The organism is Vreelandella sedimenti (assembly GCF_013416325.1).
Classification (GTDB): domain Bacteria; phylum Pseudomonadota; class Gammaproteobacteria; order Pseudomonadales; family Halomonadaceae; genus Vreelandella; species Vreelandella sedimenti.
Map to the genome: position 1 here is coordinate 126,945 of NZ_JACCGK010000001.1, position 21,284 is coordinate 148,228.

General features: G+C 57.3%; 18 protein-coding genes. 14 read left to right on the forward strand and 4 right to left on the reverse strand.

All coding sequences use genetic code 11. The features are described from left to right. Nucleotides 1-9 precede the first annotated feature (9 nt). The 5 genes from HZU72_RS00540 (at nt 10) to HZU72_RS00560 (ending at nt 5,733) form a co-directional block, all read left to right on the forward strand. The gene (locus tag HZU72_RS00540) at nt 10-1,134 is read left to right on the forward strand and encodes a putative 2-aminoethylphosphonate ABC transporter ATP-binding protein (protein ID WP_180089591.1); all 1,125 of its coding nucleotides are present in this window, start codon (nt 10-12) and stop codon (nt 1,132-1,134) included. After that, entirely contained in the window at nt 1,131-2,825 is a 1,695-nt protein-coding gene (locus HZU72_RS00545) for a putative 2-aminoethylphosphonate ABC transporter permease subunit (RefSeq protein WP_180089593.1), read from the forward strand. The genes HZU72_RS00540 and HZU72_RS00545 overlap by 4 nt, the downstream gene beginning before the upstream one ends. Before the next feature lie 63 nt (nt 2,826-2,888). Beyond that, complete coding sequence (locus HZU72_RS00550; protein ID WP_180089595.1) at nt 2,889-4,025, forward strand: 2-aminoethylphosphonate--pyruvate transaminase; 1,137 nt, start codon at nt 2,889-2,891, stop codon at nt 4,023-4,025. Beyond that, nucleotides 4,025-4,843 (forward strand): phosphonoacetaldehyde hydrolase, encoded by an 819-nt coding sequence (gene phnX / locus HZU72_RS00555; protein WP_180089597.1) that lies wholly within the window; start codon nt 4,025-4,027, stop codon nt 4,841-4,843. The genes HZU72_RS00550 and phnX overlap by 1 nt, the downstream gene beginning before the upstream one ends. Further along, nucleotides 4,840-5,733 (forward strand): EamA family transporter, encoded by an 894-nt coding sequence (locus HZU72_RS00560; RefSeq protein WP_180089599.1) that lies wholly within the window; start codon nt 4,840-4,842, stop codon nt 5,731-5,733. The genes phnX and HZU72_RS00560 overlap by 4 nt, the downstream gene beginning before the upstream one ends. An 11-nt stretch (nt 5,734-5,744) precedes the next feature. Here HZU72_RS00560 and HZU72_RS00565 read toward each other — a convergent pair whose 3' ends face one another. The 4 genes from HZU72_RS00565 to HZU72_RS00580 all read right to left on the reverse strand — a co-directional run bounded on the left by HZU72_RS00565 (nt 5,745) and on the right by HZU72_RS00580 (nt 9,389). Continuing rightward, nucleotides 5,745-6,488, reverse strand: a complete 744-nt coding sequence (locus HZU72_RS00565; RefSeq protein ID WP_035583564.1) for a sulfite exporter TauE/SafE family protein — start codon at nt 6,486-6,488, stop codon at nt 5,745-5,747. Between the two features lie 105 nt (nt 6,489-6,593). Continuing rightward, nucleotides 6,594-7,397 carry a 5-deoxy-glucuronate isomerase gene (iolB, locus tag HZU72_RS00570; RefSeq protein WP_180089601.1) on the reverse strand — a complete coding sequence of 268 codons (804 nt, stop codon included), beginning with the start codon at nt 7,395-7,397 and terminating at the stop codon, nt 6,594-6,596. An 89-nt stretch (nt 7,398-7,486) separates the two neighbouring features. Then, nucleotides 7,487-8,482, reverse strand: a complete 996-nt coding sequence (gene iolG / locus HZU72_RS00575; protein ID WP_180089603.1) for an inositol 2-dehydrogenase — start codon at nt 8,480-8,482, stop codon at nt 7,487-7,489. 43 nt (nt 8,483-8,525) lie between these two features. After that, nucleotides 8,526-9,389 carry a MurR/RpiR family transcriptional regulator gene (locus HZU72_RS00580; RefSeq protein WP_180089605.1) on the reverse strand — a complete coding sequence of 288 codons (864 nt, stop codon included), beginning with the start codon at nt 9,387-9,389 and terminating at the stop codon, nt 8,526-8,528. Nucleotides 9,390-9,627: 238 nt separating this feature from the next. On the opposite strand from HZU72_RS00580, the gene HZU72_RS00585 reads away from it, so the two are divergent. The 9 genes from HZU72_RS00585 to HZU72_RS00625 all read left to right on the forward strand — a co-directional run bounded on the left by HZU72_RS00585 (nt 9,628) and on the right by HZU72_RS00625 (nt 21,218). Beyond that, nucleotides 9,628-10,584 (forward strand): sugar ABC transporter substrate-binding protein, encoded by a 957-nt coding sequence (locus HZU72_RS00585; protein WP_180089606.1) that lies wholly within the window; start codon nt 9,628-9,630, stop codon nt 10,582-10,584. 54 nt (nt 10,585-10,638) lie between these two features. Next, nucleotides 10,639-11,769 carry an ABC transporter permease gene (locus tag HZU72_RS00590; RefSeq protein ID WP_180089608.1) on the forward strand — a complete coding sequence of 377 codons (1,131 nt, stop codon included), beginning with the start codon at nt 10,639-10,641 and terminating at the stop codon, nt 11,767-11,769. 1 nt (nt 11,770) lies between these two features. Next, nucleotides 11,771-12,661: an ATP-binding cassette domain-containing protein gene (locus HZU72_RS00595; RefSeq protein ID WP_180089610.1), complete on the forward strand. Its 891-nt coding sequence runs from the start codon at nt 11,771-11,773 to the stop codon at nt 12,659-12,661. 9 nt (nt 12,662-12,670) lie between these two features. After that, nucleotides 12,671-13,468 (forward strand): TIM barrel protein, encoded by a 798-nt coding sequence (locus HZU72_RS00600; RefSeq protein ID WP_235975858.1) that lies wholly within the window; start codon nt 12,671-12,673, stop codon nt 13,466-13,468. Nucleotides 13,469-13,568: 100 nt separating this feature from the next. Continuing rightward, nucleotides 13,569-15,527, forward strand: coding sequence for a bifunctional 5-dehydro-2-deoxygluconokinase/5-dehydro-2-deoxyphosphogluconate aldolase (locus HZU72_RS00605; RefSeq protein WP_180089614.1), 1,959 nt, complete (start codon nt 13,569-13,571; stop codon nt 15,525-15,527). A 1-nt stretch (nt 15,528) separates the two neighbouring features. Continuing rightward, complete coding sequence (iolD, locus tag HZU72_RS00610) at nt 15,529-17,376, forward strand: 3D-(3,5/4)-trihydroxycyclohexane-1,2-dione acylhydrolase (decyclizing) (protein ID WP_180089616.1); 1,848 nt, start codon at nt 15,529-15,531, stop codon at nt 17,374-17,376. A 31-nt stretch (nt 17,377-17,407) separates the two neighbouring features. Beyond that, nucleotides 17,408-18,310 (forward strand): myo-inosose-2 dehydratase, encoded by a 903-nt coding sequence (gene iolE, locus HZU72_RS00615; protein ID WP_180089618.1) that lies wholly within the window; start codon nt 17,408-17,410, stop codon nt 18,308-18,310. 33 nt (nt 18,311-18,343) lie between these two features. Beyond that, the gene (locus HZU72_RS00620; protein ID WP_180089620.1) at nt 18,344-19,846 is read left to right on the forward strand and encodes a CoA-acylating methylmalonate-semialdehyde dehydrogenase; all 1,503 of its coding nucleotides are present in this window, start codon (nt 18,344-18,346) and stop codon (nt 19,844-19,846) included. A gap of 250 nt (nt 19,847-20,096) precedes the next feature. Further along, complete coding sequence (locus HZU72_RS00625) at nt 20,097-21,218, forward strand: Gfo/Idh/MocA family protein (RefSeq protein ID WP_180089622.1); 1,122 nt, start codon at nt 20,097-20,099, stop codon at nt 21,216-21,218. Nucleotides 21,219-21,284 lie beyond the last annotated feature (66 nt).

Below are 21,284 nucleotides of genomic sequence, written 5' to 3' on the forward strand. Positions count from 1 at the left end.
GGAGATGTTATGCACACGACAATGACATCGCTGCTGGCGGCCGACACACCAACGGTGATGACTCCCACTACTTCCCATTTAACCATTGAAGCAGTCACTAAGCGTTTTGGTAGTTTTACCGCGCTGGATGGTATTTCCCTGACCATTAACGAGGGCGAATTTGTCTGCTTTTTGGGACCCTCCGGCTGTGGCAAAACAACTCTGCTGCGCACCATTGCGGGTCTTGCCCAGCAAACCGCGGGCACGCTTATTCAGCGCGGCGAGGATATATCCTCGCTGCCCCCCCAGGCGCGGGATTTCGGCATTGTGTTCCAGTCCTATGCGCTGTTTCCCAACCTCACGGTGTTTAACAATGTGGCCTATGGGTTGCGTAACCGGCGGGTAGAGCGGTCGCACATCCATGCTCGGGTTAATGAGCTGCTCGCGCTGGTGAACTTAACCGGCAGTGAAAAGAAGTACCCGGCGGCACTTTCCGGTGGGCAACAGCAGCGCGTTGCGCTGGCGCGGGCACTGGCCACCGAGCCCGGTCTGCTGCTGCTGGACGAGCCGCTTTCGGCGTTGGACGCCCGGGTGCGGGGCCACCTGCGCAGCCAGATTAAAGCCCTGCAGGCGCGCCTGGGGGTGACCACAATCATGGTGACCCACGACCAGGAAGAGGCACTCACCATGGCCGACCGCATCGTGGTGATGAACCACGGCGTGATCGAGCAAGTGGGTACCCCAGCCGAGATCTACCACCAGCCTGCCAGCGCCTTTGTGGCCTCGTTTATCGGCAGCATGAACTTCCTGGAAGTGACCGCTCAGGGCGATAACCAAGCGCTGCTGGGTACCACGTCCTGCGCCTGCCTATCGCATACCCTAAAAGTGGGCCAAGCCGCCCAACTGGCTATTCGGCCTGAAACGGTGGCACTTAGCCGCCAAGCGGGAGCGCTGAATGGTGAGGTGATCGGCATCGAGTTTTTAGGTCCCTTTCAGCGGGTCACTTTGCGCCTAACGGATGCTGACCAAACGCTCATTGCCGATGTGCCTAGCCGCGATAGTACCGACCTATGCCTTTACCAGGGGCAGGTTCTAGGTATTCACCTGCCCGCCGAAGCCGCCCGTCTTTACCCCGCCGGGAGCAGCCAGCAATGATGGCCGAGAGCTTTGTAAAATCGGCGACCAAGCCGTCGCTAGAGTCGTTGATCCGCTTATTGGCGTTACTCGCTGGCGTTGCGTTGCTGGTGGTGGGACTGTTATTCCCACTACTGACCATGCTGATCAAGAGCCTGCAAGACCGCGCCGGCGACTTTATCGGACTGGCCAACTTTGCGCACTACTTTCAAACCCCGACGCTGGTCAATTCGATTGCCAACTCGTTGCGGGTGGCGTTGATGACTACCGGTGTGGTGGTCGGGTTAGCGTTTTTATGCGCCTACGGGATCACCCGAACCTGCATGCCGGGCAAGCGGTTATTTCGGATGTTGGCGATTCTGCCCATTTTGGCGCCATCGCTGCTGCCCGCTATTAGCCTGGTCTATCTGTTTGGCAATCAGGGATTTCTGCGCGATTTACTGGCCGGCCAGTCGGTTTATGGACCCATCGGCATTGTCATGGGTATGAGCTTCTGGATATTCCCTCACGCGCTAATGCTGCTGACCACCGCGCTGACCAACAGCGATGCGCGGCTCTACGAAGCGGCCGACGCGCTAGGTACCCCAAAGTGGCGTACGTTTTTGACTATTACGTTGCCCGGCGTGCGCTACGGGCTGATTTCCTGCCTGTTTGTGGTGTTTACCCTGGCGATTACCGACTTTGGCGTGCCTAAAATCATCGGCGGCCAGTTCAGTGTGCTGGCCACCGACGTCTATCGCCAAGTGGTGGGGCAGCAGAACTTTCAGATGGGGGCGGTGGTGAGCGTGATTCTGCTGCTGCCTGCAGTGCTCTCGTTTATCGTTGACCGCTGGATTCAGCGGCGCCAAGTGGCGCAACTCTCGGCACGGGCCGTGCCGTGGCAGCCTAGCCCCAGCCCGCTGCGAGATTGGATATTTACACTGCTTTGCTACACGGTAGCGGGCGTCATTCTGCTCGTCATCGGTACAGCGGTGTATGCCTCGCTGATACAATTCTGGCCCTATAACCTGTCCTTCACGCTGGAACACTACACCTTCCAAGGCATGGCCGATGGTGGCTGGGGGGCGTGGTTTAACTCGCTTAAGTTAGCGTTTAGCGTGGCTTTGGTGGGCACGCTGGTAATCTTCTTTAACGCCTGGCTCATCGAAAAGAGCGAGGGCTATCGCCCGCTGCGCCAAGGGCTGCACTTTATGGCCATGCTGCCCATGGCAGTGCCTGGCATGGTGCTGGGTCTTGCCTATATCTTCTTTTTTAACCAGGCAGGTAATCCCCTTAACTGGCTTTACAGCACGATGGTGATTCTGGTGCTCAACACGCTGGTGCATTTTTATACGGTGTGTCACCTCACCTCTGTGACCGCACTCAAGCAGCTTGACCCTGAGTTTGAAGCGGTGGGGGCCTCACTAAAAGTGCCGTTTTGGACCACGTTCAGCCGCATCACGCTGCCGGTGTCCCTGCCTGCTGTGCTGGATATTTCGGTCTACCTATTCGTCAATGCCATGACGACGGTGTCGGCGGTGGTGTTTCTCTATAACAGCGATACGCGGCTTGCGTCGGTAGCGGTGCTGCACCTGGATGAAGCTGGCTACTTTGCCAGCGCTGCGGCCATGGCGGTGCTGATTTTCCTGACATCCTTGGTGGTTAAACTGCTGCATGCGGTACTTACTCATGTGCTGTTAAATAACGCTCAACGCTGGCGCTTGGTGAGCTAGACGACACCTAGACAGCCGCTTTGCTTGCGATTAAAGTGTTTAAAAAATCTGGTATATACCAAAATGACTAACTCAATCAAAGAGCCTTATCTGTTAACCCCGGGGCCGTTGACCACCTCCCACGCGACCAAAGCGGCCATGCTGCGTGACTGGGGCTCCTGGGATGACGACTTTAATCAGGTAACGGCCGACGTGCGCACTCAACTGCTTGCCATGGCGGAAGCGGCGAGCGGCGAGTACGCCTGTGTGCCCATGCAGGGCAGCGGCACCTTTGCCGTTGAGAGCGCGCTGGCTTGCGCTACCGACCCAAATGACAAAGTACTGGTGCTGATGAACGGTGCCTACGGTAAGCGTGCCGCTCAACTGCTCCATATGATGGGCCGCCGCTACGTGACGCTGGATAAGGGTGATTACCTGCCACCCCAGCCCAATGAAGTGGCGGTGCTACTGGAGCAATACCCAGAGATTACATCGGTATTTTTAGTCCATTGCGAAACCAGCTCGGGCATTTTGAACCCGTTAGAGGCGATTGCAGAGGTGGTACACACTCATGGTAAAACACTCATCGTCGATGCGATGAGTTCATTTGGCGGCGTACCCATCAGCCTCGCGAAAACACCTATCGATGTGCTGGTTTCCTCTGCCAACAAGTGCATTGAGGGCGTGCCAGGATTTGGTTTTGTGATTATTCGCAAAGCGTTGCTTGAAGCAGGAAAGGGGCGAGCCCACTCGCTGAGTCTGGATCTCTACGCCCAGTGGGAATATATGGAACGCACCGGTCAGTGGCGATTTACCCCGCCCACCCACACCGTGGTGGCCTTTCAGACTGCGCTTGCCCAGCACCGGGAAGAGGGCGGTGTGCGAGGGCGCTGCGCGCGCTATACCCGCAATCGTGATGCGCTGGTAAAAGGCATGCGGGCGATAGGCTTCGGCACGCTGTTAGAAGACGGATGGCTATCGCCGATCATCACTACCTTTTTAAGCCCTAACGACCCAGCGTTTGAGTTTAACGCTTTCTACGCGGCGCTAAAGTCGCGTGGATTTTTGATCTACCCCGGCAAGTTGACCGAAGTGGAGAGTTTTCGTATCGGCTGTATCGGCCAACTGGATGCGGCGGTAATGGAAACGCTGCTGGTGGCTATGCAAGACGCGCTGAGTGAGATGGGCGTCTTCCTTTCTTCACACTCACGGAGCGCATAATGCAGTATCAAACGCCTCAACGCCTTCAGGCGATTATCTGTGACTGGGCGGGCACGCTGGTCGACTTTGGCTCCTTTGCGCCTACCCAGATCTTTGTTGAAGCCTTTGCCGAACTGGGCGTGGCGATTAGTCTGGAAGAAGCTCGTGGCCCCATGGGCATGGGCAAATGGGACCATATTCGTACACTCTGCAATCACCCAGACATCGCCGAACGCTTTGTTCAGGCGTTAGGCCACGCGCCTTCTGATGACGATGTAACGGCGCTTTACGAGCGCTTTATGCCGCTGCAGATTGCCAAAATTGCCGATCACTCGACGCTGATTCCCGGCGCGCTAGACACCTTAGCTACGCTGCGTGACCAGGGGCTTAAGATTGGTTCTTGCTCCGGCTATCCATTAGTAGTGATGGAAAAAGTTGTCGCCCTAGCAGCGGCCAACGACTTGCAAGTAGATCATGTGGTGGCGACCGATGAAGTGCCTAACGGGCGACCACACCCCTCCCAGGCGCTGGCCAATGTGATTGCCCTGGGTGTTAGCGATGTCGCCGCCTGCGTTAAAGTCGATGACACCACGCCGGGCATTCTTGAAGGGCGCAGCGCGGGCATGTGGACGGTGGCGCTTACCTGCTCGGGCAATGCGCTGGGGCTAACCTATGCGCAATATCAAGCGTTGAGTGATGCCGAGCGCCACGCCGCCCACGAGCGGGTGGCCGCGCAGTTTGCCCCCTCAGCACCGCACTACTGCATTGAGACCATTGCCGAGCTACCCAGCGTGGTCGATGCCATCACTACACGTCTTCAACAGGGAGAGCGTCCTTGAGTCCAGCCGCGCTTGCTCTGGTGCTGGTCTCGGTATGTATGCACGCCGGATGGAACGTGTTGGGCAAACGCAATGCGCCGTCGTTAGCCTCTTTTACCCTGGCTTACGGCGCGGGTGGGGCGGTGATGCTGCCGCTGGTGTTGCTTGGGCCGACGCTCACTGCGTTACCAAGTGCATTCTGGGGCTGGTTGGCGCTTTCGGGATTATGCCAAATGCTCTACATGGGCGGCTTAGCCTGGGCCTACGCGAGAGGGGACGTTAGCGTACTCTACCCCATCGCCCGGGCATTGCCGGTAGTGCTAGTGCCGCTGGTATCCATTGCGCTGTTGGGTAGTCGGGTGCTGGATCGCTGGGACGGTCTTGGCATGGTGCTAGTCGTGGCAGGCGCGCTCTGCCTACCCCTTAGCCATCCGCAGGCGCGTAGGATATCCACCTATCTCACCCCGGCCATGGGGTTTGCGCTACTAGCGGCAGCAGGCACCGTAGGCTACTCGCTAATCGATAAGCAGGCCCTCGGGCTAATGCAGGGGGCAGGGCACAGCGGGTTAACCGCCGGGGCGGTGTTTATGGTGCTGCAAGCGCTGATGACGCTCACCTGGGCGGTACCCCTGCTGGCGCTGCTGCCCGCAGAACGGCGCCGGCTACCCGCGCTCCGTCAGCAGGGATTTACCATGCTGATCGTTACCGGGTTGATGATGACCTGCACTTACGGTCTAGTATTAATCGCCATGGCGCTTACCAAAGAGGTGAGTTATGTGGTGGCACTGCGCCAGCTGTCTATTCCTGTGGGCGTATTGATGGGCGTGCTATGGCTAAAAGAGCCTGCCTCCAGGGCGAAAGCCGTAGGCACGCTGGTGATGTTGGCGGGGCTGGTGTTGGTGGTGCTTTAGGTCAGCGATAACTATTTCAGCGCCTGCCAAATTAGATTAAAACCGACCAAAAACATGGCTAAAATCACCAATCGATAAAACAGCGCTTCGTTTACACGGCTTTGTAGCCAGAGGCCGTTGCGCACGCCGATCCAGGCGATGGGCACTAGCAGCAGCGACGCCCAAGCGCTGGTGACGTTGATCTCACCAAGCCACATATAAGGGGCCAGTTTAATCACGTTGACCACCGCAAAGGATACCGCGCAGGTGGCGATAAAGGTCTCTTTAGAGAGTTTGCGCGGCAGTAGATACACGTTTAGCGGCGGCGCTCCCGCATGGGCCATAAAGCTGGTAAAGCCGCAGACGCTTGCTGCGGGTAGGGCCCAACGGGAAGAAATGGGCTTTTTGGCGACGGGCTTGAGTAGCATGTAAGCGGCGAACAGCAAAGTGATAACGCCAAGTGTCAGGCGCAAGCCCTGCTCGCTCAGGCTGCCAAACAGCAGCGTGCCGACTGCCACGCCAATGAATAAGCCCGGCACAAAGCGCCAGACTTCGGCGTTTGATTGCTTGCCCCACCATGCTTTCACCGCAAACACGTCCATCACCAGCAGTAGCGGCAGTAGTAAGCCCGCTGCCTGGGCGGGGCTGATCGCCAGCGCCATTAGCGGTACCGAGAGCGTGCCAAAACCACCCGCAAAGCCACCTTTTGAAACACCGGTCAGGTAAACGGAAAATGCAATTAACAACCAGGCGATGACGGAGTAGTCGGGGAGCATTGAGGCCTCTGGATACGCAAAAAAGTGAACCACAAAAAAGCCCCGCATTAGCGGGGCTAGTTAGCATAACATTAGATAAATGTTAGCGGGCGAAGTGTCGTTCCATCAAGCGTTCATTAGCCACTCGTGGTCGGGGTCGTTGTGAAATTTCCATACCCGCTTGGGCCCCGCCATCACATTTAAGTAGTAGAGCGAGTAACCATGAGAGGCGCCCACAGGGTGGTAACCCTTGGGAACCAACACACAGCAGCCGTTTTCCACCGCCATCGTCTCGTCTAGGCTGCGATCATCGGTATAAACGCGCTGAAAGGCGAACCCTTGTTCAGGGTTAATGCGGTGGTAGTAGGTTTCTTCCAGGAGTGATTCCTGGGGTAAGTTATCCACATCGTGTTTATGGGGTGGGTAGCTCGACCAGTTACCCGCGGGTGTGAATACTTCGACTACTAATAGGCTATCGGCGGGCTCGGTTTCCGGCAGAATATCGTGAACATGGCGGGTGTTGGTGCCCTGGCCACGGGTGCTTTGCTTGATATTGTCAGGCACGATGAGCCGTGGGGCATGGTTGCCATGCCCAGGGGCGGCGCACACCGCTAGCTCTAAGTCCGTTGTCGCCTCCACCGAGTAGCTAACATGGTCAGGCAGGTAAACCGCATAGGGCGGAATCTGCTCAAAAATATCCATGCGCTCGCCGATGTCGTCAAAACGGTGCTCGCCGCAGACCACATTGGCGCGACCGGAGAGCAGCACCAGGCAGATTTCCTGATCATCGCTGCTGGCCTCCAGGCGCTGGCCTTTGGCGAGTTTATGCACCCGAAAGCCAACGTGCGTCCAGCCAGCCGATTCAGGGGTAACGTTAATCACGCTGCCTTGGCTGTCTGGGGCGGTGGGGCGTACCAGTAGGGAAGCCATATGTCGCTCCTTCTGATGGCTAGCTGCTCTGTTGGCAGCTAGCCGTTTACGATATGAATGGTCTGAAAAATAGGTACATTGGTGTCTGTTTACACCGAGGCGTCGAGAAGAATTTTGCGCCCTTCACGCAATGAACGCTCCGCTGCATCGGCTAAGCGCAACGCCTCTAAGCCATCCTGGGCACCTGCGAGTGGTGCACGTTTCTCTTGCCAAGCGGCAACAAAATCACCAATTTCAAGTTGATAGGCCTGGGCATAGCGCTCTAGGAAGAACCACTTGGGTTTCTCCTCCACCTGCCCCGCTTCACCAGTGAAGCGCAGACGGGTGTCGCTTTCGTTTTGGGCCTGCAGCATGCCTTGGCTACCAAAGGCTTCGATACGCTGATCGTAGCCGTAGCAGGCGCGTCGTGAGTTGCTGATTTGGCATAGTTTTCCGCTGGCCGTGGTGAGAGTAACCATCGCGGTATCCACGTCGCCCGCCTCGCCAATAGCAGGGTCAATAATGCTGCTACCAACGGCAAAGACACTTTCGATGGGTTCATCGAGTAGCCAGCGCGCCATGTCTAGATCGTGAATCATCATGTCCCGAAACAGGCCGCCAGAATCGCCTATATACTCAGCGGGCGGGGGAGAGGGGTCGCGGCTGATGATAGTCAGCGTTTCCAGCGCGCCAATACGGCCTCCGGTAATCGCTTTTTTCAGTGCCGCAAACTGAGGATCGTGGCGACGATTAAAGCCTAGTGCACAGGTCACTGGATGCTCACTGAGTACCTGCAGAGCATCTCGCGTGCGGGCTAAATCCAGGGCGATGGGCTTTTCGCATAGAACCGCCTTGCCCGCGCGTGCGGCACGCTCCAGATACTCCGCGTGGGTGGGCGTGCTTGAAGCAATCAGTACGGCATCAATGGCGTCGTCCGCGAAGATTTCATCCACAGAGACCGCTCGGCTGGCGTACTGCTCGGCCAACGCTTCTGCGGCAGGCTGATGAAAATCAGCCACGGCGGCCAGCGTAACGTTCGGGTGCGAGTAAATGGCCTGGGCGTGCACCTTGCCGATGCGTCCAGCGCCGATGAGTGCGAGTTTCATAAGCTCTCCTGTTTTGTTTTTGCTGTTGGCTTGTTTCTGGTGTTTAGGCCTTGCGCTTTTTGTCATGGCCTTTTTCTTTGTCGCGTGTTTTGTCTTGCCGCACGCCCAGGGCAATTGCCAAGGTCTGGGTCAAGCAGAGCGACGCGGTCAAACTACGGAAACTTTTCACTTCGGCTTCGTTGACCACGAAGACGACATCCGCGAAGCGGGCCAGCGGGCTGAGATTCGAGTCGGTAATCACCACAATAGGTAGACCGCGCTGATGGGCATCCTCGCAGGCTTTTTGGCTCTCTTCGGCATAGGGAGAAAAGCTGATGGTTAACAGGGCGTCATGTTGGCTCATAGCGCGTAGTTGCTCGCCGTACATCCCTCCCAAACCATTGACCAGCAGCGCAGGTTTATCCACATGCGCTAAGGCATAGGTCATGTAGCTGGCTACCATGAAGCTTCGTCGTGCGCCCATCACATGAATGGCGTGCGCCTTCTCAAAAATATCCAACGCTTTTTCCAGGCTCTCTGGATTAATGCGGCTGGGTAGCTGCTCAAGCACGGCGCGGTTGGCATCGGCGAATTCCCATAACAGCTGGGTACTATCCGGTGTTTCTCCGGTGGCGCTGCGTACCGCACGGATTCGCTCGGTGTAGTTAGGCAGCTCATCGACCAGACGGCTGCGAAACAGCTGCTGCATTTCGGAAAAGCCCTTAAAGCCCAAGCTATTGGCCAAGCGAATTAAGGTGGATGGAGTGACATCTGCCTGCTCGGCAATTTTGGCCACGGTCGCTAAAGCAACCTCCTGGGGGTGATCAAGCATAAAACGCGCGGTTTGCTGCAAACGTTTGCTTAGCGTGGCGTACTCGGCAGTGATCAGAATTTCCAGCTCACGGTAGCTTTGTGGTGGCTGCGACATACAAATTCCTTAGCGTTAACTCATGTACCACTCATTCACTCATGCACGACTGGGAAGTAGCACTGAGCAAAGTGGCTGGCTGTCATGCAGTCTAGTTGATTGGAATAAATATTCCATTTATACCAAAGTATAGAATAAATAATTTGCAGTAATTGCTACTTGGAACCTATATTCCATAGCGCCAAGGCATTTAATGTCACTTCCCTACCAACAACGATAACGTTAAGAGGAATTATTTATGGCACGTCTATCTCAATGGCTTCTAGCCTCTGCCGCCACCACGGCATTAATGGCAGGTGCCGCACAAGCACAAGCACAAGAACCGGAACAAGAAGCGAGCCGTTTCGTCATGGTGACCCATGGTGTCCCCTCTGACCCTTTCTGGTCAGTGGTGAAAAACGGCGCAGAGGCAGCTGCTGATCTCGTGGGCGCAGAGCTGGAATACCGTGCACCGTCCACCTTTGATATGGCCAAGATGCAACAGCTTGTACAGGCGGCGGTAGCGTCTCAACCAGACGGTTTGATCCTTTCTTTCACCGACGAAAATGCCCTGGGTGGTGCTGTACAAAATGCTGTCGACAACGGCATTCCAGTGATCACCATTAACTCCGGCGGCGACGTGGCAAGGGATTATGGTGCCCGGCTGCACATTGGGCAGAGTGAATACGAGGCGGGCAAACAGGCCGCCGAGCGCATGCAGGAACTGGGCGTTGAGAAAGGCGTCTGTGTTAACCATGAACAAGGTAATCAGGGACTTGATCAGCGTTGTGATGGATTTGTCGAGGGCTTTGACGGCAATGCTGAGCAGCTAGCGACTACCTACGACCCCACCAATATTCGCAATGCCATTGTCGCGTACCTCAACGAGAACAGTGATGTGCGTGGTGTGCTGACCTTGGGTGCATTGGCCGCTGATCCGATGATTCGGGCCATGCGCGAGCAGGGGGCAACCGATATGTTCACCCTCGGTACCTTTGATCTATCACCCGGTATTTTGGAGGCTTTGGATGCGGGGGAGCTGGACTTTGCGATCGACCAACAGCAGTACATGCAGGGCTACTTGCCCGTTATGTTCCTCGATCAGTTCGTCAAGAACGGGCTGCTACCCGCAGGGGATGTTGCCACCGGCCCAGGGTTTGTCACTCAAGAGAACGCTGCACAGGTCATTGAGTTGAGTAGCCAGGGCATCCGTTGATAACTACCTAATCGGAAAAGGCTCGGCGGTGTCGAGCCTTGGGAGTCGGTCACCATGAATTCCACTGAAACGAAACAATCGGTTGCGCCAGCAACGGTTGATCAAGATGAGCGTATCCAGAGAGTCTCTTTCTGGAAGAAAGCGCTTAATCGCCCGGAGTTGGGAGCGCTGGCTGGTGCCGTGTTGGTGCTTGCCTTTTTTATCGCTGCTTCCAGCGGCACTGGGATGTTTACCCCAGCGGGTATTATTAATTTTCTTGAAGTCGCCGCTCAGCTCGGCATTATCGCCACGGCGGCTGCGTTGCTGATGATCGGCGGAGAGTTTGATCTTTCGATAGGTTCGATGATTGGCTTGGCGGGCATTCTAATTGCCATCCCTGCGGTGGAGTATGGCTGGCCACTATGGGCCGCTATTTTATTGGCGTTCGCCTGTGCGGGCCTGGTGGGCTGGATTAACGGCAATCTAGTCAATAAAACGGGGTTGCCGTCATTTATCGTTACCTTAGGCTTCCTGTTCATTCTGCGTGGCCTGGCTATCGGTACTAGCCGGTTGTTGACGGGACGTACTCAGGTGGGGGGAGTGCAGGATCATATCCCCGGAGATTGGTTCGCGGCGCTTTTCTCTGGAGAAGTCGCTACGGGACTATTTAGCTGGATGGCGGCAAATGGCTGGATGGCGACCAACTTTGCGGGCAACCCCACGGTCACCGGCATTCCCGTCTCGATTGTCTGGTGGCTGGGCTTAACCGCTGTAGCGACTTGGGTGCTGCTGTGCACGCCTTACGGCAACTGGATCTTCGCCAGCGGCGGCGATGCCAATGCGGCGCGCAATTCGGGCGTCCCCGTCCACCGCGTCAAGATTTCACTGTTCATGTTCACCGCTTTCTCCGCAACCATCTTTGCCTGCATTCAGGTGATGGATACCGGTTCGGCGGACACCATCCGTGGTCTGCTAAAAGAACTGGAAGCCATTATTGCCGTCGTCATTGGCGGTGCTTTGCTGACCGGTGGTTATGGCTCTGCTATAGGTGCAGCGCTGGGTGCGCTGATCTTCGGTATGGTGCAAATGGGCATTTTTTACACTGGCGTTAACACGGATTGGTTCCAGGTTTTCCTGGGCGTGATGTTACTGGTGGCGGTGCTATTCAACAATTACATGCGCAAAAAGGCGATGGAGGCTAAATAACATGACTGCACGCACTCCAATGATTGAAATGCGCAGTGTCAGCAAACACTTCGGCAGCGTTATCGCCATCAGTGATATCTCGATGCAGGTCTATTCCGGTGAGGTAATGTGCCTGCTGGGGGATAACGGTGCTGGCAAGTCAACGTTGATTAAAACCCTTTCCGGTGTTCACCAGCCCACCCATGGCGAGATGCTACTGGATGGAAAACCCGCTCGTTTCAAGTCCCCGGCTTATGCACTAGACGCCGGTATCGCCACCGTTTTCCAGGATCTGGCGATGGTGCCTTTGATGTCGATTACCCGTAACTTTTTTATGGGTCGCGAACCGACGGTAGGTTGGGGGCCTTTAAAGCGGATTGATTGGAAATATGCCGACCGGGTTGCCAAAGAGGAAATGGCTAAAATAGGTATCGATGTACGCGACCCAAGCCAGCCAGTGGGTACGCTTTCAGGCGGGGAGCGCCAGTGTGTGGCGATTGCCCGTGCCGTCTATTTTGGCGCCAAAGTGCTGATCCTTGATGAGCCCACGTCAGCGCTTGGTGTCAAGCAGGCCTCCGTCGTACTACGCTACATTGCCAAAGCCCGCGCCGATGGCCTTGCGGTCATCTTTATTACCCACAACGTTCATCATGCTTACCCAGTGGCCGATGCGTTCACCCTATTGTCACGCGGCGGCAGTTTGGGCTCCTTCCGCAAAGAAGAAGTCAGCCGCGAAGAAGTGCTCAATATGATGGCGGGTGGCGCTGAGCTTGAAAGCCTGGATGCGGAGCTTGCGGAATTCCAGCGGGACGATAAAGCCAAGAAGGCCAGCTTAGCCGATCAAGACACTCAGCCTGCGGATGAAACAGGCAGCACTGAACCCCCTTCACCGCGAACGGCGAGCGGCTATTAAGGAGCCATGATGACTAAACCTACCCCATCATCCCCGTTCACGCTGGCCGTTTGCGCTGAAATGGTTTTCCGCGATTTACCCGTGTTGGAACGAATTAAGCGCATTTCTGATTTGGGCTTTCAAGTCGAAATCTGGGACTGGACTAAGCACGACATTGATGCACTGGCCAATAGCGGGGCGACGTTTTCATCCATGACCGGCTATGTCACCGGCACCCTGGCGGATGCAGCTGGGGCAGATGAACTGCTACGCACCTCCGCTCAGTCGGTCGAGGTAGCAAAGCGCCTTGGCATTCCGCGCCTTAACCTTCACGGCACCGGGCTAGATGGTAATGGGTTGCCCGTTCAGCCTTGCCAGCAGATGACTGGCGCTATGTGGCTAAAAGCCCGCGACACACTCAATCGACTGGCGGATCTGGGCGAGCAGAACGACGTCACCTTTGTGCTTGAAAACCTCAATACCGACGTTGATCACCCCGGTGTGCCGTTTGCGCGCTTGGAAGATGTTCTAGCGCTGGTGGAAAGTGTTGATCGGCCCAGCTTGCGCATTATGTTGGACGTTTATCACGCCCAAATTGGCGAGGGTAATCTGATCGAATTGATTCGCCGCTGCGGGCCGTACATTGGTGAAGTGCAGGTGGCTGATGTGCCTGGGCGCTGCGAACCGGGGACTGGCGAGATTAACTACCCGGCCATTGCCAAAGCGCTGAACGACATGGGCTACCGAGGCACCGTAGGGCTGGAAGGCTGGGCCTCTGGCGACGACGACCTCGCGCTCGAGCGATTCCGTGCTGCCTTCTCAATTTAAGCAGCGGTTGATAAGCCTTATCGATTGCCACCCAAGACGCTTGCATGCCCAGTGCCATCTTGTGACCAGTACCACGAATTTGTGACGTGGGGAGACATTTATGCTGAATAACAATAGTCAACACCGACCGCTTGACCTGATTTGCCTGGGGCGCGTGGCGGTTGATCTCTACGCCGAGCAGATTGGCAGTCGCCTGGAAGATGTAGCCAGCTTTGCCAAGTACCTCGGCGGCAGCTCGGGCAATATGGCCTACGGCACTGCGCGCCTAGGATTAAAATCCGCCATGCTCTCGCGAGTTGGCGACGAGCAGATGGGCAACTTCGTGCGCGAAGAGCTGGAGCGGGTGGGGGTAGATACCACCGCGCTACAAACCGACCCTGAGCGCCACACCGGCCTGGTGCTGCTGGCGTTAAAAGATCGCGAGAGTTTTCCACTACTGTTTTATCGCCGTGACTGTGCGGATATGGCCATCGACGCCGACGCTATTGACCCTGAATATATCGCCCGGGCCAAGGCGCTGGCGATCACCGGCACCCACCTTTCTACCGATACCACCCGCCGAGCCTGCCGCAAGGCACTGGACGCCGCCGCCCATTATGGCGTGAAGCGGGTGCTGGATATCGACTATCGCCCCGTGCTGTGGGGGCTGACTAACCCTGGCGATGGTGAAACCCGTTTTATCGCGGATGAAAAAGTCACTACAGATCTTCAACGCTGGTTGCCAGATTTTGATCTAATTGTAGGCACCGAAGAGGAGTTTCATATTGCCGGCGGCAGCACGGACACTTTAGCGGCCCTGCGCGCGGTGCGCGAGGTTAGCCAGGCCACCCTGGTATGCAAGCTGGGGCCCATGGGCTGTGTGGTATTTGAAGGTGCTATTCCTGAACGCATTGAAGACGGCATTTTAGTTAAGGGCGTACAGGTCGAGGTGCTCAATGTACTGGGCGCCGGAGATGCCTTTATGAGCGGGCTGCTACGTGGCTGGCTACGCAATGAACCCTGGCAAACCAGCGCGGGTTACGCCAATGCCTGTGGCGCGCTGGTGGTCTCCCGCCACGGCTGTGCCCCGGCCATGCCCACAGAGGACGAGTTATTCGATTACCTGGCACGCCGCGATGAGGTGCCCCGTCCGGATATCGATCAACGCCTGAATCATTTACACCGCGTCACCACCCGAGTGCCCGTTCAGTGGCCTGAAGTACTCGGGCTGGCGTTTGACCACCGCCGCCAGCTCACCGATATGGCCCGCGAAGAGTATGCCGACAGCGCGCGGCTGCCAGCACTTAAAAAACTCCTGGTCACCGCCGCCGAAGAGGGTGCCAAGCTGGGCGGTATTACCACCCCCGCGATTCTGGTAGACGACGTATTGGGTCAAGACGCGCTCAATCAAGCCAGTGGAAAAGGCTGGTGGATTGGTCGACCGGTAGAGCTCCCAGGCTCACGCCCGCTGCGTTTCCAGCATGGCGATGATTTAGGTGCCTGCCTGCGTAACTGGCCTAGAGAACAGATCATTAAATGCCTGGTGTTCTACCACCCTGACGATGAAATCTCACTGCGCCTGGAGCAGGAGGAGCGGCTACGCCAGCTCTACCAGGCGGCCTGTGCTTATGGGCTGGAACTGCTAATTGAGGTCATTCCCCCCGCGAACATGCCCAATGACGACACTACCTTGCCGCGCAGCCTTCAGCGGCTCTACAACCTCGGCATTCGTCCTGACTGGTGGAAACTACCTGCCATGTCAGATGCAGCCTGGAAGGCGGCGAGTGAAACCATTGAGCGCGAGGATGCTTACTGCCGTGGGGTGGTACTGCTCGGGCTCGACGCCCCTATGGACGAAATGAAACGCGGCTTTAAAGCAGCGGCCAATCATGCCTGCTGTAAGGGGTTCACCGTTGGCCGCACGCTATTTGCCAGTGCGAGTCGTGATTGGCTGGCCGGGCGTATCGACGACGCTAGCTTGGTAGAGCGGGTCGCCCAGAACTATGCCGAACTGATAAAAGCGTGGCGGCAATTAAGGCAGGCGCAGCCGCAAACCCTGGCTAACACCGAGGAGGCGTAAGATGAGCACCATTCGACTCACCATGGCCCAGGCGCTGGTCAAGTACCTCGCCGCCCAGCGTATTGAGGTTGATGGCCAAGAGGTGGCGCTGTTTGAAGGCGCGTTTGCGATTTTTGGTCATGGCAATGTGGCGGGAATGGGTGAAGCGCTCTATCAGGTAAAAGACACGCTGCCCACCTTCCGCGCCCATAACGAACAGTCCATGGCCCACGCGGCGATTGCTTTTGCTAAAGCCAATGGCCGCCAACGGTTAATGGCTGCGACCAGTTCCATCGGCCCAGGTGCGACCAACATGGTCACCGCTGCGGCACTCGCTCACGCCAACCGTTTGCCGATCTTGCTGCTGCCGGGGGACACCTTTGCCACCCGCGAACCGGATCCGGTATTGCAGCAGGTGGAACATTTCGGTGACCCGACCATTACCGTCAACGACTGTTTTCGCCCGGTATCGCGCTACTTCGACCGTATTAATCGCCCGGAACAGCTGCTGACCAGCTTACCCCAGGCGATTGCCACCCTGCTTGACCCTGAGCACTGCGGCCCCGCGACTCTGGCGCTGCCCCAGGATGTGCAAACCTTTGCCTACGATTACCCGGAGGCGTTTTTTGCCCCCAAGGTACATCGCATTCGCCGCTCGCCGCCGGATGCTTACGAGCTTCGTCAAGCCATCGCCGCGCTGCAACAGGCCAAACGCCCGCTGATTATCGCCGGTGGCGGCGTGCATTACGCTGCTGCCTGCGACGCCCTGGCAGAGTTTGCCAAAGCGCGCGGCATCCCTGTGGCTGAAACCCAGGCGGGGAAGGGCGCACTGGCCGATAGCCACCCTTGCGCGGTGGGTGCCATTGGGGTGACCGGCAGCGCAGCCGCCAATCAGTTGGCGGAGCAGGCGGATGTCATTTTGGCGGTGGGCACGCGACTGCAAGACTTTACCACTGGCTCACGAGCACTGTTTGAAGGCAGCGAAAAAATGCTGATCGCCCTCAACGTTGGCCGTTTCGACAGCCTCAAGCATCAAGCGCTGCCGCTAAGCTGCGACGCCTTGGTCGGGCTGGGTCAACTCGACGCGGCGCTGGGTGAATGGCGCGGCAGCAATGAATGGCGCGAACAAACCGGAACGCTCAAGCGCGAATGGGCCGAAATCGTGCGCCGTGTGACCGCCGACCAAGGGCTGGCGCTGCCTACCGATGCCCAGGTGATCGGCGCCGTCAATCGTCAGGCAGGCGACGATACCACCGTGGTATGCGCGGCCGGTGGCTTGCCCGGCGAGCTACATAAGCTCTGGCAATGCTCAGGCCCCGGCAGTTACCACGTGGAGTACGGCTTCTCCTGCATGGGCTATGAAATTGCGGGCGGGCTGGGCGTCAAGATGGCCAAGCCCGACAACGAAGTGGTGGTGATGGTGGGCGACGGCAGCTACCTGATGCACAACTCGGAGCTGGCGACCTCGGTGATGCTAGGCCACAAGCTGATTGTGGTGGTGTTGGATAACCGCGGCTATGGCTGCATCAACCGCTTGCAGCAGGCCACAGGCGGCGCAGGATTCAACAACCTGCTGCAAGATTGCCGCACTGTGGAGGCTGGCGCCCCCAAAACTGATTTTGCCGCCCATGCCAAAGCGTTGGGCTGTGAGTCTGAATCGGTAAGCGGCATTGCGGAGCTGGAGCAGGCGCTGGTGCGCGCTCGCAGCGCCACCTCGACCTATGTGATTGCTCTGGATACTGACCCATTACCCAGCACTCAGGAAGGCGGTGCCTGGTGGGACGTCGCCGTGCCCGAGGTTTCCGAGCGTGAAGCGGTCAATAAAGCTTATCAGGGCTATCGCGAGGCCAAGCAGCGCCAATGCCATTAATACCAACAAACATAATCACAAGGAATACGCTATGCCAACGGTTACTTTAGGCATTAACCCGCTCACCTGGACGAACGATGACTTGCCCAGCCTGGGTGGCGCAACACCGCTGGAAATCTGTTTGAAAGAGGGGCGCGAAGCAGGCTTTAGCGGCTTTGAACTGGGTAATAAATTTCCCCGCACGCCCGACGCTTTGAGTCAGGTGCTTAGCGCTCACGACTTGGTGCTCGTTTCGGGCTGGTACTCCGCACGCTTGCTGGAGCGCACTCCTGAAGAAGAGATTGAAGCCATTCAGGATCATATGAACCTGCTCAAGCAGTGCGGCGCTAAAGTAATGGTGCTGTGTGAAGTCACCCATTGTGTACACGGCGATCAGGAGCGCCCGCTCTCCCAGCGTCCGCACCTTTCCGAGCAAGAGTGGCAGCGCCTGCTGCATGGCCTGGAGGTGGTGGGCGACTACCTGAAGTCCCAGGGCATTCAACTGGTGTATCACCACCACCTGGGCACGGTGATCGAAAGCCAGGCCGACGTTGAACGCTTGATGGACAACACCGGCGAAGGCGTGGGGCTGCTGCTTGATTTTGGCCATTTGCGAGGTGCTGGCGGTGACCCGCTCGCCGTCGCCAAACGCTACAGCCAGCGTATCCATCATGTGCACTGCAAAGATCTGCGCTTCCCAGTGCTGGACGCGGTACGCAACCGCGACAAAAGCTTTTTAAACGGCGTGTTAGACGGCCTGTTTACGGTGCCGGGGGATGGCAATGTGGATTTCCTGCCCGCCTTAACCCACCTGTGCGAACAGGGCTACCAGGGCTGGTTAGTGGTTGAAGCCGAACAAGACCCGGAAGTTGCCCATCCGCTGACATATGCCCGCCTCGGTTACCGCAACTTACGCCAACTTGCCGAGCAGGCAGGTTTCGACATTGCCAGCTAAAAAGCACCCGCCGCCTTTTAATCAGGAGCTCGTATGAAGACGCTATCCCACTATCTCAATGGTCAGCTCTCTGCCGGTCAGAGCCAGCGCACGTCGCCGGTTTATAATCCGGCGACCGGTGAGCAAAGCGCCCAGGTGGCGCTGGCCACCGCCGATGAGACCCGCGAAGCAGTGCGCATCGCCGATGATGCCTTTGTCGCTTGGTCAAAAACTTCGCCGCTAAAGCGCTCGCGCATCCTGTTCAAGTTTAAAGCGCTGGTTGAGGAGCACACCGATGAGCTGGCGCGACTGATTTCCAGCGAACACGGCAAGGTGTTTTCAGACGCCAAAGGCGAAGTGACCCGCGGTCTGGAAGTGGTTGAGTTTGCCTGCGGCATTCCCCACTTGCAGAAGGGCGAGCACTCCATGAACGTCGGCACTGGCGTCGATAGCTACTCGATGATGCAGCCGCTGGGCGTGTGCGCAGGTATCTCACCGTTCAACTTCCCCGCCATGGTGCCCATGTGGATGTTCCCCATCGCCCTGGCTTGCGGCAACACCTTCGTCATGAAGCCTTCAGAGAAAGACCCCTCTACGCCGCTGCGTTTAGCCGAGCTGCTTAAAGAAGCGGGTCTGCCGGATGGCGTCTTTAATGTCGTCAATGGTGATAAAGAAGCGGTGGATGTACTGCTCACCGATGAGTGTGTTCAGGCGGTAAGCTTTGTGGGCTCCACGCCCATCGCCGAGTATATCTACGCTACCGCATCCAAGCATGGCAAGCGCGTTCAGGCCCTTGGCGGTGCCAAAAACCATATGGTGATCATGCCCGATGCAGATCTCGATCAAGCCGTGGGTGCCCTGATGGGCGCGGCCTATGGCTCTGCTGGCGAGCGCTGCATGGCGATTTCGGTGGCGGTGCCCGTGGGCGAAGAAACCGCCAATCGCCTGCGCGAAAAACTGGTGGCCGAACTGGATAAGCTGACGGTCGGGCCTGGCCTAGTCGATGGCCCGGATAACGATATGGGGCCGCTGATCACCCGCGAGCACCGTGACAAAGTGGCAGGCTATATCCAAACCGGCGTGGATGAAGGCGCAGAGCTAGTGGTCGACGGTCGCCAGACAACGATTGACGGCGCAGGCGATGGCTACTTTATCGGCGGCAGCCTGTTTGATCATGTCACGCCCTGCATGCGTATTCACTCCGAGGAGATCTTCGGCCCGGTGCTGGCAATTACCCGCGTGGCGAGCTTCGACGAAGCGGTCAGCATGATCAACGCCCACGAATACGGTAACGGAACGGCGATCTTTACCCGCGATGGCGATGCGGCGCGCCAGTACTGCGAGCAGATCCAGGTCGGCATGGTCGGCGTTAACGTACCGATTCCAGTGCCCATGGCGTTCCACAGCTTCGGCGGCTGGAAGCGCTCGCTGTTTGGCCCGCTGCATATGCACGGCCCGGACGGTGTGCGTTTCTACACCCGGATGAAAACCATCACCCAGCGCTGGCCCAGCGGTATTCGTGAAGAGACCAACCACTTCACCATGCCGACCATGTAAACAGTCTACGGGGGCAAGACACCAGTCAACGCCGGGCCCAGCCCGGCGTTATTGTTTTAAAACCGGCCAGTGTATCAGGTGATGAGGGCAGGTTTCCGCGAGGGCGCTGTGAACCCGTCCATGGGCGCTACTTTCGCCATCTATGGCGAAAGACCCTCGCTTCAACCTGCCCTCACACCCCTTTCATCGAGTGCTTGTAAAAACAGTTATTTTTTTACCGGCAATGAACTTGTTAACAGGGATAACGATAATGAAAACCCTCAAAATTGGCCTCATCGGCACCGGCTTTATGGGCAAAGCCCACGCCATTGCCTTTAACGCTGCGTCCAGCGTTTTTGAGTTACCCGCCAAACCCGTTTGCGAACTGCTGGCGGATGTTGATCTTGCCACCGCGGAGAGCCGAGCGCGAGCTTGGGGATTTGCCCGCGCCACCGATGACTGGCGCGCTCTGGTGGCCGACAGTGTCGTAGATGTGGTGGATATCTGCGCGCCTAATTTCCTGCATAAAGAGATGGCACTGGCTGCCATTGCCGCTGGTAAGCATGTTTACGCCGAAAAACCGCTGGCGCTTAGCACGGCAGACGCCAACGAGATGGTCGTCGCGGCTGAAAAGGCGGGCGTCAAAACCCTGGTGGGCTTTAACTACATTCGCAATTCCGCCACCCAGCTGGCCCGCCAGATTGTTGCCAGCGGCGATATCGGAGAGCTGATTCACTTTCGTGGTCGGCACAACGAGGATTACCTGCTCGACCCGCAAAAGCCCCACGATTGGCATACCAAGCGGGCGACCGCAGGCGCCGGTGCGTTAGGTGATGTGGGGTCGCATATTCTCAATATGGCCGAGTTTTTAACCGGGCAGCGCATTACCGAGGTTTGCGGCCAGCTACAAACCGTTATTGCTTCGCGCCCCAATGCTAATGGCAGTGGGATGGCATCGGTGGAAAACGACGATCAAGCACAGGCCATGCTGCGGTTTGACCAGGGATTAATCGGTAATATCGAAACCTCCCGGGTGGCTGCTGGTCGCAAAATGGGCTTGGCCTACACGCTAACGGGCACCAAAGGCGCCATTGTGTTTGACCAGGAGCGCATGAGCGAGCTGCAGCTATATCGCCATGGCGACGCCCATGGCAGGCGCGGGTTCACCACCCTGTTAGCGGGCCCCGAACACCCTGACTATGCGGCCTTCAGTCCCGCACCGGGCCATGGTCTGGGCTATAACGATCAGAAGATTATCGAAGTGCGCGACCTGGTGGAAGGTATCATCAACGATCGTCCCCTCTATCCAGACTTCAGCGAAGCCGCGCGGGTTAATCGATTAATAGATGCCATCGAAAAGTCAGATCAGATGGGGCAGTGGGTGATGGTATAGTCGTTGCTACTGCACTAAGCGTTTGGGCCTTTCTATAAAGGCCCAAATGCCGACTGGAAAGAAAAA

Coding starts and splice junctions, on each gene's coding strand:
- HZU72_RS00540 (WP_180089591.1), top strand. CDS start 10: ATGCACACGACAATGACATCGCTGCTGGCGGCCGACACACCAACGGTG.
- HZU72_RS00545 (WP_180089593.1), top strand. CDS start 1,131: ATGATGGCCGAGAGCTTTGTAAAATCGGCGACCAAGCCGTCGCTAGAG.
- HZU72_RS00550 (WP_180089595.1), top strand. CDS start 2,889: ATGACTAACTCAATCAAAGAGCCTTATCTGTTAACCCCGGGGCCGTTG.
- phnX (WP_180089597.1), top strand. CDS start 4,025: ATGCAGTATCAAACGCCTCAACGCCTTCAGGCGATTATCTGTGACTGG.
- HZU72_RS00565 (WP_035583564.1), bottom strand. CDS start 6,488: ATGCTCCCCGACTACTCCGTCATCGCCTGGTTGTTAATTGCATTTTCC.
- iolB (WP_180089601.1), bottom strand. CDS start 7,397: ATGGCTTCCCTACTGGTACGCCCCACCGCCCCAGACAGCCAAGGCAGC.
- iolG (WP_180089603.1), bottom strand. CDS start 8,482: ATGAAACTCGCACTCATCGGCGCTGGACGCATCGGCAAGGTGCACGCC.
- HZU72_RS00580 (WP_180089605.1), bottom strand. CDS start 9,389: ATGTCGCAGCCACCACAAAGCTACCGTGAGCTGGAAATTCTGATCACT.
- HZU72_RS00585 (WP_180089606.1), top strand. CDS start 9,628: ATGGCACGTCTATCTCAATGGCTTCTAGCCTCTGCCGCCACCACGGCA.
- HZU72_RS00590 (WP_180089608.1), top strand. CDS start 10,639: ATGAATTCCACTGAAACGAAACAATCGGTTGCGCCAGCAACGGTTGAT.
- HZU72_RS00595 (WP_180089610.1), top strand. CDS start 11,771: ATGACTGCACGCACTCCAATGATTGAAATGCGCAGTGTCAGCAAACAC.
- HZU72_RS00600 (WP_235975858.1), top strand. CDS start 12,671: ATGACTAAACCTACCCCATCATCCCCGTTCACGCTGGCCGTTTGCGCT.
- HZU72_RS00605 (WP_180089614.1), top strand. CDS start 13,569: ATGCTGAATAACAATAGTCAACACCGACCGCTTGACCTGATTTGCCTG.
- iolD (WP_180089616.1), top strand. CDS start 15,529: ATGAGCACCATTCGACTCACCATGGCCCAGGCGCTGGTCAAGTACCTC.
- iolE (WP_180089618.1), top strand. CDS start 17,408: ATGCCAACGGTTACTTTAGGCATTAACCCGCTCACCTGGACGAACGAT.
- HZU72_RS00620 (WP_180089620.1), top strand. CDS start 18,344: ATGAAGACGCTATCCCACTATCTCAATGGTCAGCTCTCTGCCGGTCAG.
- HZU72_RS00625 (WP_180089622.1), top strand. CDS start 20,097: ATGAAAACCCTCAAAATTGGCCTCATCGGCACCGGCTTTATGGGCAAA.